Source organism: Thermosipho japonicus (assembly GCF_014201655.1).
GTDB lineage: Bacteria > Thermotogota > Thermotogae > Thermotogales > Fervidobacteriaceae > Thermosipho > Thermosipho japonicus.
This window is the reverse complement of the sequence record NZ_JACHEX010000001.1, coordinates 474,452-487,652: the sequence shown is the minus strand read 5'-3', so window position 1 is coordinate 487,652 and position 13,201 is coordinate 474,452. Positions and strand designations below refer to the sequence as shown.

The following is a 13,201-nucleotide window of genomic DNA, read 5'->3' as shown; positions in this document are numbered from 1 at the left end:
TACTCATAGCCATGTTGGTTTGACCAATACTTCTCCAAGCGTTTAATGCACTTATGTTATGATTAATTCTCATACCTTCCCCACCTCCATGTGGTTTTTATTTTTGTCCAAGGCACTCTAAACCATTTAGATTATCGGAAATTAAAAAAATATTTTTAGCTTTTTTCAAAGGATAAAATTCTTATATTTTTTACTGCAGTTATTTTTACTACTTTAAAGCCAAGTTCAGTTAACTCATTTTTTATCTGATTTGTACTTCTGAGAATTTTAAATTCAGGATTGAAGAAAACTATATCATCTTTATCATCAAAGTTTGGTTCAAAATAAATGATTATTCCTTTTTTAATGTATTTTGGTATTATTTTTGAAAGTTCAGGTTCGACATGGACTGTATTTATTGAAAATAATGCACTGCTTTCTTTTGAATTATTTATTTCGAGCTCTTTTAGCAAATATTCTGGGACTTCTTCATTTTCTATTATGTATATACTATTTTCATTCAATTTAGCTAAGGAGTTAAATATAATTTCGTCGTCAATCTTAAATGGCCAATCTTTAATTAACTTTTTTCGTCTTTTTTTAGCGATTTTTATTGCATCATTTGTAGGATATGGATAAGCATAATAGAATTTCTCTGTCTTTTTCCACATTCTAATTGGCTGAATTATGCCAAATCCTGAAAGTTTTTCACTTATATTTTTACACCAAACTATTTTATCTGAATTTTTCATAAATGCGTAAGTTGAATTAGGATAAAAACCATCATATTCGTACATGCCGAGTTTTAAATCTGCTATTTTATGATTTTCTTCACAGGCTTTAATGTGAGTTGAAAATGCTTTTTCAAAATCTTCTTTTTCTTCGTAAATTTTTGCAAGTCTATAATAATAGAATGGAAATTCATCTTTGTTTTTGATTTCGTTTAAAAGTCTCAGCTTTCTATCTATATCATAGCAATTTATAGAAGCAACATATTTTGCATAATCTGTATTTGAAATTAGATTAAGGTATTTTAATTCAATTTCATCAACATCAATAGTTAAAATTAATTCTTTGTGTTTTGTGTAATAGTTTAAAATTTCTTCAAAAACTCCATCTATATTTGGATCAAGTCTTGTTTTTAGATCATCAAGTACAGGTTTAATAAAGTTTGAAATATCTTTATTCAATTCAATAGCTTTTTTGTAGGACGAAATAGCCGCAGAAAAATTGGAAAGTTTTAGATATATATCACCAATTAATGAATATATGATTCCTTGAATGTCTTCTGGGAAATTCTTTCTGATGTTTGCAAGTAGTTTTAATAATTTTTCTTTTGGACCGTTAAAATATTTAAATAAAAACAATACTTCATTCAAAGTTTTTATATTGTTTTCAAAGTCATTTTTGAATATAAATTCTAGAAGAAAATCTCCACCCTCTTTTTGGGATTTTATAACAAAGTTTTGAAAATCAGTTTGTACAAATTTTTCTAAAAGATTTACATCTAGCTTAATATTGTTGTCCAAAAACTTAAAAGCGGTTTTCCAAATATCGATATTAATATTGTTTTCAACTAAAACATTTAAAATATATTCATAGGAAGATTTTATGCTTTTTAGAAAATCAATGTCATTTATTTTTAAGCACTCTTGTAATATAATATTGATTAATCTTTTAATATTTTCCCCTGTTGCTTTTGCAAATTCAATTGTTTTTCTAAGGTTATTTTCAAAATTTTTTTTATCCTTATTTTTCAGAAAGTATTTTGTAATGACTGCGTTTGCAGTTCCTTTATGTTTAAAGCCTATTATAGTCCATTCAAATTCTTCAGGGTGCTTTTCAGCATACTCAATTTTTTCTAAAAATAGTTTTGCATATTTATATTGGCTTTCAAGATCGTCTTTTTTTTCGTAAACTCCTGTTAGACCATAATACGGATCAGGGTATTTTGGAACAGCTTCTATTGCTTTGTTAAATAAATTTTCTGCAAGTTCTAGATTTTCTTTATTTAGTGCATCCATTCCAAATAAGAAGAGAAATTCAAGACCTATTGCCGGAATTTTACCTATTTTTTCTATTTCCTTTAATGTTTTCCATCCAACTTCTATTTTCCTATTTTTATATTTTGATAAATTTTCAGTTTTGTAAAGTTGGACAAGATAATAAATCTTTTCTACAGGATTTAAATTTTTGTTTTCAAGGTGCTTTAATATTAGAGTTCTTGTTCTGTTATATTTTTGTATACGAAGTTTCCTTGTCCAGATATAACCATAGTGGTATATCGTAAAGGGAGCATTTACAACTTTTCCTTTGTATACAGGTTGATTGTGGATAATATTTTTATAATATATCGTGCCATTTCTAAAAACTCTAGGGGTAGAAGCTATTTCAGTTTTTTTAAAATCCCAGTCAAGATAGCTTAAAGTGGGGAGATATACAGTATTTACATCATTTGGGAGATTTTCTAGAAAATTCCTTATTCCTTTAAAATCTTCTTTGACTTCTTCGTCGGCGTCAAATATGAGAACCCATTCACAAGTTGGATATTTAAGTGATTGGTTTCTTGCCTTTGAAAAATTTCCTTCCCAAGGGTGAAAATAAAGTTTATCAGTGTATTCTCTTACTATTTCAGGAGTTTTGTCTGTTGAGCCGGTATCAACTACCACAATTTCATCAGCAATATCTTTAATACTTTCTAGAGCCCTTCTTATATTATGCTCTTCATCTTTTACTATCATTGCAACGGAAAGAAGACATTTTTTCATAATTTTCACTCCCTGAGTTTTTGTATTAGTTTTTTTTCAACATTTTTTGGAACCCATCTTGAAATATCTCCACCAAAATAAGCTACTTCCTTCACAAGACTTGATGATATAAATGAATATTTTTTATCAGTCATTAAAAAAACTGTGTCAGTATGTGGGCACATTTCTTTATTTGCCATGGCCATTTGAAGTTCATATTCAAAATCAGTAACAGCACGAAGACCACGTATAATTACATCAATTTTATTTTTTTGAAGATAATCAATTAAAAGTCCGTTAAAATAATCAACCTTTATATTTGTTATATTATTTGTACATTCTTTTATCATTTCAATTCTTTCATCAAGGCTAAAGGTGTATTTTTTTCTTTTGTTTTCCATAACTACAACAAAAACTTCTGAAAAAATTTTTGAAGCTCTTTTAATTATATCTAAATGTCCAAAGGTTATTGGGTCAAAAGAACCAGGATAAATAGCCTTCAAAATGATCACCCTCCATGTGTTGGATCAACTTCAAAGAATGCGGTAAATTTAGGATCAAATAAGAGAGTAACGGTACCAATAGGTCCGTTTCTCTGCTTTCCTATAATGATTTCTGTTTCGTGTGGATCAAGTGTTTTTTCTTTTTTGTAATATTGCTCTCTATATAAGAATAACACCATATCAGCATCTTGCTCTATTGAACCGGACTCTCTTAGATCACTCAGTCTTGGCCTTTTATCTTCACGTTGTTCAACAGCACGAGAAAGTTGTGATAAAGCAATTATTGACACGTCAAGTTCTCTAGCAAGAAGTTTAAGAGACCTAGAAATTTCAGATATTTCTTGTTGCCTGTTTTCTCTATATGATTTTATGCTCATCAATTGAAGATAATCTATAAAGATAGCTTCGATTCCATATTCTTTTTTCATTCTTCTTGCCTTTGCACGAAGTGATCTTGGGTCAAGATTTGCTTCATCGTCGACTATTATATTTGCTTTGTAGAGTTTACCAGTTGCAGTCAACAACCTTTGCCATTCTTCATCGCTCAATGTTCCACGTCTTATTTTTTGAAGTTCAATTAATGCTTCCATTCCAAGGAGCCTTTGTGCAAGCTGCTCTTTACTCATTTCAAGACTGAAAATGCCAACAGGCGCTTTTGCGTGTAATGCCATGTTTTTTGCTATATTAAGTGCAAATGCTGTTTTACCAACACTAGGCCTTGCTGCCAAGATAATAAGATCAGATTTATGAAATCCTGATGTCATTTCGTCTAGTTTTTTAAAACCTGTTGGAATACCAGTAATTAAGCTAGTTATTCCGTCTTTTACCTTCGTTCGTAAATTTTCTAAATTTTCGAAAACTTCATGCAGGATAGTGTCCATCGAAAGGTATGTTTTTGAAGTTTTTGATTCAGCTATTTCAAAAATTACTCTTTCTGCATTATCTAAGATGTCGTCCACATCTCTATCAGACATGGCATCTTCTACTACCTTGGATGCAGCGTTTATGAGTGCCCTCAAAACCGATTTATCCCTAACGATTTGTGCGTACATCTCTGCATGTGCAGATGTTGGTACTATATCTGCAAGCTGTGCAACATAAATTTCTCCGCCTACCATTTCAAGTTTTCCCTTAGTTTTAAGGCGGTCACAAATTGATATTACATCAATTGGAATACCCTCATCGTATAGTTCTTCTATAGCCTTGAATATTTCGGCATGCCTTGGATCGAAAAAATCTCTTGAGCTAACAATTGAAATAATGTTTTCAATTGTTTCGGGATCTATTAATATACTACCTAATATCGCTTGTTCAGCCTCTATACTGTGTGGGGCATTTTTCATACTTTTCCTCCTTTGTTCGAAAAAGATTATACCATAAAAATAAAGCCCCAGATTTTTCAATCTGGGGCCTATTTCTTGGAAAATGGTTCCAAGGGGGGATAGGGGGTCGCTGCTCTGCTTATAAGATAACATAGCAATTGTTACATCTCAACACATCTAAAACAAAGATTAGGTTAAAAAAGTTAAGATTAAGTAATATAAAACATTCTCTAAAAAATGTTAAAATTCTGATATTTTTCTATATTTTTGTGAAAATTTTAATAAAATTCCATTTATCTTCATTAATAAATACGTTAACATATTTATCAGAGAGAAAAACTATTTTGAAAATTGGTTAACAATATCAAATAATAGTTTGGTTGCTTTAACGTCATCTTCGTTATACATTAATATTTCTTTTAGTATTTTTTTGTCTTTTGACTTTTTGTATTCTTCAAATTTTTGTATGACGCTACTCCCATTTAAATTTGTTCTCCACTCAAATCCAAAGTATTTTGCTAGAACTTTTAGCGAGTAAGAAATTGTTGGTATTGCTAAACTATTAGATATTATTTTGTATATATCAATAAATTCAAATTTGACTTTATTTTTCACTTTGTATTTTGTGGCAAGTTTTTTAATTTGAATTGGTTCATAGTTAAAATAATGGTAAATTGGAGCGTTTTGTTTTATTAAAAAGTCTATTAGCTGTAGAAAAGTTTTTTCTTCATCTTCTTTTTTGTAAGAAAAAAATGGAATATATTCATTATCTTTTAAAATTCCAAACAAAAAATGAAAATCGTGATAGCTTTCAATATCTAAGAATATTCCGTTTTTTAATCTTTCAACTTTTGAGATTAAAATAGGCTTATTTTCAATAAAAGCGGTTGCTTGCAGTATTAATCTTTTTCCTTTTTCTCCAAATATATTCTCAACTACCTCTTTGTTTTTTATTAGATCATCTAACGTGAAAATGTTATGCTCAAATAATTTTTCCAGTTTTGCACTACCAATTCCACGAAGTAGTGAAAGATTTTTTTCTTTAATTAGGATGTTTGTGCATTCAAGGTTATATTTGCAAAATTTACATTCGGGGTTTATCCTGGGGCTTATTTCTTTGTAATTTTTTAATTCTTCAACTATATCAATAAAATCTTTTAGATATTTTTTCCAGGGCATTGTTATGTTGTAATATTTGCTTTTAAAGATAACATTTATTTTCTTTTCTGTGTATTTTGAAAAAATATATCCATATGCAGCAGCTTCTATGTAATGATATTGGTAGAGTTTTTTACCATTTCTATGAGAAATGATAAAAATTTCAATGTTATTAGAAATTACTTCTACATTTGAAGCAATAAGCTCAAAATTAAAAAGTCTTGTAGATAAAATTCCCTTTTTAATTTTTCCACCGTTTTTAATTACTTTTTTTGTCTTTTTTTCAAGATAAGGGTCATGAAAAACTTCTTCTTTTGATTCATTAAGGAATTTTTTGGGACAAAATAAAAGGGTTCTGATTTTTGAAACGCAAAATTGCATTATATCCTCCAATCTAAAAAATATTTCAAAAATAATTATATCACTATGTGTTATAATTTTCTTGGAAAAAATTAGGGGAGGTGGGAAAATGGAGTTTATTAATCCAAGTAATGCACCAAAGGCAGTAGGACCTTATTCAATAGCTGTAAAAAGTAATGGTTTTGTTTTTGTATCAGGACAACTTCCAATAGTTGTTGAAACGGGTGAATTGATAAAAGGGGATATAAAACGTGCAACGGAAGTTATTATAAAAAATATGGAAAATATATTAAAAGAAGCAGGAAGTAGCCTTGATAAGTTGGTTAAAGTTAATGTGTATATAAGGGATATGTCAAAATTTTCTGAATTTAATGAAATATATGAGAAGCTTTTAAATGGTCACAAACCCGCAAGAGCGGTAGTTGAAGTTTCAAATCTACCAAAAGATTCAGATATAGAGATAGAGGCAGTAGCGGAGGTATAATATTGAAGGACTTGTATAAATTATTATTAAAAGCATACGATAATGTTGGAAAGTGGTGGCCTGGAACTTCTGAAGAAATAGTTGTTACTGCGGTTTTAACTCAAAATACGAATTGGAGGAATGTTGAAAGAGCACTTGAAAATATTTATAAAAATAAAACTAAAGAAAATTTGCTTGAGTATTTGTATGAATTGCCAGTTGACTATTTAGCAGAGTTAATTAAACCGGCTGGGTTTTATAACTTAAAAGCAAGGCGGTTAAAGAATTTACTTTCATTTCTTAAAGAATATGATTTTGAGCTTTCTAAGATAAAAGGATTAAAAAATCTTCGAGAAAAGCTTTTGAAAATAAATGGAATCGGCAAGGAAACGGCCGATTCCATTTTGCTTTATGCATTTGAAATACCAGTTTTTGTTGTTGATGCTTATACAAAAAGGCTTTTAAAAAGGATGTATGGTATTAATTTGTCAGAGTACGATGATGTTCAAAGTCTTTTCTACGAAAATTATCCTAAAGATGTCAAATTATTTCAAGAACTTCATGGATTGATTGTTGAACACTCTAAAGCGGTTTGTAGGAAAAATCCCATTTGCAGTGAGTGTAAAATTTCCGATAATTGTAAAAAATCTATTTAACATCGCCTCTTCTAACAAATTGCAAAGTAATAGTTGCTACAAAGAATGATGCTATTGAAAAATAAAGTAACGAATCGTATCCTAAAATGTCTATAAAAAATCCTGCAAGTGGAGGTGCAATTATATTCGCACTCATAGAGAAGAAGTAATAAAGTCCGGTGTAACCCCCCAGTTTTTCTTCAGTTGTCATATCTACTACTGTTGGAAGTGAATTTACGTTAACCATTCCCCAACCTATTCCGCCAAGTGCAAAATAGATAAATAATAAACGAGTTACAAGACTTGTATTGTTTATCATATTTACACTTGCAATTGATAAGATTGAAATAAGTATTACTATTGAAAGACCAATTGTCATGGTCTTTTTTCTTCCAATCTTTGCTCCAATGAAACCTGCGGGAATGGAAAAGAGCATAAATGTTAGAGAGAAAAAGCCTAGTATAAATGCTCCTGTACTTTCGCTAATTCCTATTCTAAACTTTGCATAACTTGTAAAGAACGTCTCAAGAGCGTTGTATCCTATAAACCAAAAAAGTATGGAAAGTAAAATCATCAAAAGACTTTTTTCTTTTGATAAAAATACTTCCTTTAGATTTACCTTTAACTCTGAAAAACTTTTTGAAAAGACGTTGCCTATTTTCTTTTTCTTATCTTCTTTAATTTTGTACTTTTCGTCTTCTTTTATAAATACTACAACAAGCATTAGTGCAATTAGCATTATTAGTGCACCAAGCCAAAATGGTAAAGCATAATTTTTGTCATAGAGTGGTTTTCCTGCAAAATATGCAAGAAGTGCGCCAAGCCCGCCCATGAAATTAATTATTCCATTTGCTTGACTTCTATACTTTGGAGGAGTTATATCTGGCATAAGTGCTATAACAGGGGATCTAAAAAGGGCCATAAAAAAGTTCATAAAAATAATATTCAGCATGAAAAACCACAGAAGATGCATTTCTCTAGCAAATGGAATTAATGAGAAAAATAAAGCACCAAGTGGGGCACCAATCAAAATATATGGCATACGCCTTCCAAGTCTAGTTCTTGTTTGATCGCTTAATACACCGATAAGAGGTAACATAAATATGGCAAAAATGTTGTCAATGGTCATTACAAAACCGATACTGGTTGATGAAAGGGAGAAATCTTTTAGAAAAATTGGGATATAGGCGTTATACAACGGCCAGACGATACTTATTCCAAAAAAACCAAAACCTAGTAAAAACAGCTTTTTATAGTTTTTCACACAATCCCCCCTTTGAAAAATTCTATATTATTATATCACAGCTGTGATATAATAATTGTAAACAAGTAAAAAGAGGTGAAAATTATGCTAAATGTAGCATTAATTGCTCATGATAACAAAAAACTTGACCTTGCAATGTTTGTCAAAGAATGGAAAAGTGTCTTTGAAAAATGCAAGCTTTATGCTACAAAAAGTACTGGAAAGATTATTGAACAAAAGATAGGTTTAAAGGTTACAAAGCTTGAGTCAGGTCCGTACGGAGGAGATTTACAGATTGGTTCACTTATAGTAAATGGTGAGATTGATTTTGTTATTTTTTTAAGAGATCCGCTTACCGCACAACCTCATGAACCAGATGTTTCAGCACTTTTGAGGGTATGTGATGTTCACAATATTCCGCTTGCGACAAATCTTGCTACTGCAGAAGGGTTAGTTTTAGAGATAAAAAGAAAACTTGAAGGGGGAGAATAATGGTATTCGTTTTTGATATAGATGGAACACTTTTAAAGAGTGATTATACAGTTTCTCAAGAAACAGTAGTTGCAATTAAAAGTCTTGAAAGAAATGACCACACAGTAATATTTGCAAGTGGTAGAATGCTTGTTTCGGTAAAAAAGTTTTTAAGAAAATTTTTTGGAAAAGATTTTCCAGTTATTGCATACAATGGTGGGATGGTATGGATACCAGAAAAAGGTGTGGTATTTGAAAAAAGTGTAGATTTTGAGTCAACAAAGAAAATAATAGAGTTTTTACGTGGAAAATCTCTACATAGGCAAATATATGTTGATGATAAATTATATGGAGAAGAGGATAATGAATATATAAAGTCTTATGCTAGACATGCAGATGTAGAATATTTTATAGTAGAAGATCTAGTAAAACTATCAAAAGAAAAACTTCCCACCAAAATACTTTCCATAGCAGATGAAAAAGTACTAGATAATGTAAAGGATGAACTTGATAAAATGAATTTAAACGTTGATATATTTAAAAGCATGAATATATTTTTGGATATAGTTCCAAAGAATGTAAATAAGGCAGAAGCCTTAAAGTATTTAATAGATAAGTTAAACTGCAGAGATCAAAAGATAGTTGTTTTTGGTGATAATCACAATGATATTGGAATGTTTAAAATGGCCGATTTTTCAGTGGCAGTAGGAAACGCTATTGAAGAACTTAAAAAGGAGGCAGATTATATTGCGCCATCGAATGATGAAGATGGTGTTTATGTTGCTCTTTCTAATTATTTTTCAGACATTATTTCCGGCTAACATTGCAAAAATACCTTTAGATGAGATATTAAAAGATGTTTCGCTTTTATGCCTTGGAAGCCTTGGTGACCTAACTCTTTCATATGATGCAGGACTTGCTGCAGGGTATCTTTTAAAACAACAAGGATATAATGCGTATGTTGTTGGTGCTTTAGATACATTAAGTAAGGATGACAAGGATCCTTTAAATAGAGTAAATATCTCGGCATTCATTACAGCCCATGTATATTCTCTTTTTGCAAGAGGTCTTGCAACGGCTGGTGTGATTCCAATATTTGATGGTACAATCCTTGATAAGGAAGTTGTTGTGTCTTTGAATACAAGAGATGCAACTTACCCAATTGTTGTTGATAGTGAAGTAAAAAAAACTTTATTAAATGAGTTAGGGTATAAAGGAAGCGTATTTTTAAATGATGAGATTGGAAAATATGTTGATAGTATAAAGTTATCTTGGAAAATAACAAATGTTGATGTGGAAGGTATAAGAAAGAAACTTCTAAAAAATTCAATTGTTAAGCTTTCAGACGAGAAAAAAATACATGTAAATGAACCGTTTATTGAATCTGGACTTTTAGTTTTTTCAGATGACCAAGAGATTTTAAGATTTGCTAAAGATATATTGGATGGATATGAAAACGCACTTGGAAGAAGGCCTTGGTGAGAAAAATAATGGGAGGTGGATTTTGTGTGGGTATACATTAAAAATCTGAAGGATTATATTGGAAAAGAAGTGGAGCTTAGAGGTTGGGTTTGGAGAAGTAGAAGCAGTGGAAAAATTGCATTTATTAATATGAGGGATGGTACAGGAATAGTACAAGTGGTTGTTGAGGCATCTTCAGTTGATGAAGAAACTTTTAAAAATGCAAGAAAACTTAGAATGGAATCATCTTTGATTGTAAGAGGAACGGTGAAAAATGAAGAGAGAGCACCAGGCGGGGTGGAGATTCATGCAAAAGAGGTAATTCCAGTTCAGATTCCAACGGAAGATTTCCCAATTAATAAGCCTGATCATAGTATTGATTATTTGATGGAACACAGACACTTATGGCTTCGCTCTAGAAAACAGATGCATATTTTAAATATAAGGGATGCAGTTTTAAAAGCTATTAGAAAATTCTATTGGGAAAATGATTTTGTTCAGGTTGATACACCTATTTTCACTGGTGCAATCGGTGAATCTGCAGGTAACCTTTTTGAGATAGATTATTTTGACTATGGAAAGGTGTATCTTGCACAAACTGGGCAGCTTTATTTAGAGGCTGCATGTATGGCTCTTGGGAGAGTATTTAATTTAGGGCCGACATTTAGGGCCGAAAAGTCAAAGACAAGAAGACACCTTATAGAATTTTGGATGAATGAAGCCGAGGTTGCATATTTTGAGCATGAGGATAATCTTAAATTGCAGGAAAACCTTGTCAGCTATATAGTAAAATACGTTCTTGAAAATGCAAGAGAGCATCTTGAAGCTTTAAATAGAGACATTTCAAAACTTGAAAAGATTGAACCACCTTTCCCAAGGATTACTTATACAGAGGCTGTTAAAATGCTCCAAAAGAAAGGATATGATATTGAGTGGGGAGACGATTTTGGCGGAGATGAAGAAACGGAAATAGCAAAGCAATTTGATAAACCTGTATTTGTAACACATTATCCAAGAAAGGCAAAGGCATTTTACATGCAGCCAGATCCGGATAACCCAGACGTTGTATTGTGCGATGATTTGATAGCACCTGAAGGATATGGTGAAATAATAGGGGCTTCACAAAGAATTCATGATTACGATCTTTTGGTTGAAAGATTGAAAGAATTTAACCTTCCTGTTGAATCATACGATTGGTATTTAGATTTAAGAAAGTTTGGATCGGTTCCTCACAGTGGGTTTGGACTTGGTGTTGAAAGAACAATTGCATGGATAGCTGGTCTTGAACATATTAGAGAGGCTATACCATTTCCTAGAACTTTATATAGGGTACATCCATAAATTAAAGGGGGAATTTTCCCCCTTTAATTTTACTATCAGAGCATGTAAACTTTTTTGTATTTCTCGCTTATATAATCAATAAAATACTGTGGATTAAGTGTTTCGCCAGTTACCATCTTTATTAACTCCATTGGCTGATATACCTTTCCTTTTGAATGAATTTTTTCTCTGAGCCAGTTTAAAATGGGTTTAAAGTCTCCGTTTCCAACTTTTTGATAAAAGTCTGGAATATCTTTTTTCATTTGGTTAAATATTTGTGCTGCAAAAAGATTTCCAAGCATGTATGAAGGGAAATAACCAAATGAACCGTGAGCCCAATGAACGTCTTGGAGAACTCCTTCGCTGTCATTTTTAGGTGAGATGCCTAAATATTCTTTCATCTTTTCATTCCAAATTAAAGGTAGTTCATCAACATTTATTCTGTCGTTAATCAATGCTTCTTCTATCTCGAACCTTATCATAATATGAAGATTGTATGTTACTTCATCAGCTTCAGTTCTTATTAGTGATCTTTCTACCTTGTTTATTGCTCTCCAGAAATCTTTTATGTCAATTTTTTCAAATCTGGGGAAATATTTTACAAATTTTGGATACATAAATTTCCAAAATTCAAAACTTCGTCCGACAATATTTTCCCAAAATCTTGATTGACTTTCATGTATTCCCATTGAAGCACCGTCACCAATTGGAAGTTCTCTATATTCTTCTGGAATTCCAAGTTCATATAAAGCATGGCCACATTCGTGAATTGTACTGAATATAGAATTTTTTATATCAAACTTATCAAATCTTGTTGTGATCCTAACATCATTGTGAGATATTGAAATTGTAAATGGATGGGCTGAAACATCAAGTCTTGCAGAATTAAAATCATAATTTAGAGCTTTTAAAAGTTCTTCTGAAAGTCTTTTTTGCAAAGTTTCATCGTATTCACCTTTTAAAATTTCAGTATTTGGTTGTTTCCCTTGACTTAATTTTCCTAGGAATTCAATAAGGAAGTTTCTTAATGGAGGAATGATTTCGTTGAGTTGTTTTGTTTTTAATCCTGGTTCATATTGGTCAAGGAGTGTATCATATTTATTTTCTTCATATCCAAGGACTTCTATAACCTTTTTTTCAAGTTCTACAACCTTTTTTAAGTTGGGTTTAAATAAGTTGAAATCTTTTTCTTTTTTTGCGTTTTGCCATGCTTGCTGAGCTTTTGAAGTTTCTATTTGAAGTTCTACAAAAAGCTCTTTTGGAATTTTTTTCATTCTTTCGTATTCTTTTTTTACCAACCTTAATATGGCTTGTGATTCTACATCATTAGGCTGGGCTTTTTCAATTAACTCTTGGGTTTTTTCTGATATAAATTGTTCGAAGACATAGCCTGATATTTCACCAATTATTTGTGCTCTTTTTTCTACTGCATTTGGTGGCATATAGGTTTCCATGTCCCAGTGAAGAAGCGAAAGAGCGCTTTCAAATTTTGAAAGTTTTTTAAGATGATTTTTCAATTCTTGCATATAATCCCTCCAA

General features: G+C 31.0%; 12 protein-coding genes. 6 read left to right on the top strand and 6 right to left on the bottom strand.

Translation table 11 applies throughout. The annotated features are described in order from the left end of the window. Positions 1–155: 155 nt before the first annotated feature. The 4 genes from HNP65_RS02670 to HNP65_RS02655 all read right to left on the bottom strand — a co-directional run bounded on the left by HNP65_RS02670 (position 156) and on the right by HNP65_RS02655 (position 6,090). Positions 156–2,747, bottom strand: coding sequence for a TPR domain-containing glycosyltransferase (locus HNP65_RS02670; protein WP_184618824.1), 2,592 nt, complete (start codon positions 2,745–2,747; stop codon positions 156–158). Between the two features lie 5 nt (positions 2,748–2,752). Next, positions 2,753–3,229, bottom strand: a complete 477-nt coding sequence (gene coaD, locus HNP65_RS02665) for a pantetheine-phosphate adenylyltransferase (RefSeq protein WP_184618823.1) — start codon at positions 3,227–3,229, stop codon at positions 2,753–2,755. 5 nt (positions 3,230–3,234) lie between these two features. Next, complete coding sequence (dnaB, locus tag HNP65_RS02660; protein ID WP_184618822.1) at positions 3,235–4,572, bottom strand: replicative DNA helicase; 1,338 nt, start codon at positions 4,570–4,572, stop codon at positions 3,235–3,237. A 318-nt stretch (positions 4,573–4,890) separates the two neighbouring features. Further along, a complete protein-coding gene (locus HNP65_RS02655; protein ID WP_184618821.1) occupies positions 4,891–6,090 on the bottom strand; it encodes a TM0106 family RecB-like putative nuclease in 1,200 nt (399 codons plus the stop codon). An 88-nt stretch (positions 6,091–6,178) separates the two neighbouring features. Between HNP65_RS02655 and HNP65_RS02650 the strand changes: the two genes are divergently transcribed. Continuing rightward, entirely contained in the window at positions 6,179–6,553 is a 375-nt protein-coding gene (locus HNP65_RS02650; RefSeq protein WP_184618820.1) for a Rid family detoxifying hydrolase, read from the top strand. Beyond that, positions 6,550–7,188: an endonuclease III domain-containing protein gene (locus tag HNP65_RS02645; RefSeq protein ID WP_343043461.1), complete on the top strand. Its 639-nt coding sequence runs from the start codon at positions 6,550–6,552 to the stop codon at positions 7,186–7,188. The genes HNP65_RS02650 and HNP65_RS02645 overlap by 4 nt, the downstream gene beginning before the upstream one ends. Here the strand turns inward: HNP65_RS02645 and HNP65_RS02640 are convergent. After that, positions 7,181–8,431: an MFS transporter gene (locus tag HNP65_RS02640; protein ID WP_184618819.1), complete on the bottom strand. Its 1,251-nt coding sequence runs from the start codon at positions 8,429–8,431 to the stop codon at positions 7,181–7,183. The two genes, HNP65_RS02645 and HNP65_RS02640, sit on opposite strands and share 8 nt — an antisense overlap. An 84-nt stretch (positions 8,432–8,515) precedes the next feature. Between HNP65_RS02640 and HNP65_RS02635 the strand changes: the two genes are divergently transcribed. From HNP65_RS02635 to asnS, 4 genes are read left to right on the top strand one after another with little or no spacing between them, the layout of a single operon-like run. After that, positions 8,516–8,902, top strand: coding sequence for a methylglyoxal synthase (locus HNP65_RS02635; protein ID WP_184618818.1), 387 nt, complete (start codon positions 8,516–8,518; stop codon positions 8,900–8,902). Beyond that, positions 8,902–9,702: an HAD family hydrolase gene (locus HNP65_RS02630; protein ID WP_184618817.1), complete on the top strand. Its 801-nt coding sequence runs from the start codon at positions 8,902–8,904 to the stop codon at positions 9,700–9,702. Before HNP65_RS02635 ends, HNP65_RS02630 begins: the two co-directional genes overlap by 1 nt. Continuing rightward, positions 9,659–10,363, top strand: a complete 705-nt coding sequence (locus tag HNP65_RS02625) for a hypothetical protein (protein WP_184618816.1) — start codon at positions 9,659–9,661, stop codon at positions 10,361–10,363. The genes HNP65_RS02630 and HNP65_RS02625 overlap by 44 nt, the downstream gene beginning before the upstream one ends. Positions 10,364–10,387: 24 nt before the next feature. Further along, positions 10,388–11,683, top strand: coding sequence for an asparagine--tRNA ligase (gene asnS, locus HNP65_RS02620; protein ID WP_184618815.1), 1,296 nt, complete (start codon positions 10,388–10,390; stop codon positions 11,681–11,683). A gap of 35 nt (positions 11,684–11,718) precedes the next feature. Here the strand turns inward: asnS and HNP65_RS02615 are convergent, their stop codons facing one another. Continuing rightward, positions 11,719–13,188: a carboxypeptidase M32 gene (locus HNP65_RS02615; RefSeq protein ID WP_184618814.1), complete on the bottom strand. Its 1,470-nt coding sequence runs from the start codon at positions 13,186–13,188 to the stop codon at positions 11,719–11,721. Positions 13,189–13,201 lie beyond the last annotated feature (13 nt).

Coding starts and splice junctions, on each gene's coding strand:
- HNP65_RS02670 (WP_184618824.1), bottom strand. CDS start 2,747: ATGAAAAAATGTCTTCTTTCCGTTGCAATGATAGTAAAAGATGAAGAG.
- dnaB (WP_184618822.1), bottom strand. CDS start 4,572: ATGAAAAATGCCCCACACAGTATAGAGGCTGAACAAGCGATATTAGGT.
- HNP65_RS02655 (WP_184618821.1), bottom strand. CDS start 6,090: ATGCAATTTTGCGTTTCAAAAATCAGAACCCTTTTATTTTGTCCCAAA.
- HNP65_RS02650 (WP_184618820.1), top strand. CDS start 6,179: ATGGAGTTTATTAATCCAAGTAATGCACCAAAGGCAGTAGGACCTTAT.
- HNP65_RS02635 (WP_184618818.1), top strand. CDS start 8,516: ATGCTAAATGTAGCATTAATTGCTCATGATAACAAAAAACTTGACCTT.
- HNP65_RS02630 (WP_184618817.1), top strand. CDS start 8,902: ATGGTATTCGTTTTTGATATAGATGGAACACTTTTAAAGAGTGATTAT.
- HNP65_RS02625 (WP_184618816.1), top strand. CDS start 9,659: ATGTTGCTCTTTCTAATTATTTTTCAGACATTATTTCCGGCTAACATT.
- HNP65_RS02615 (WP_184618814.1), bottom strand. CDS start 13,188: ATGCAAGAATTGAAAAATCATCTTAAAAAACTTTCAAAATTTGAAAGC.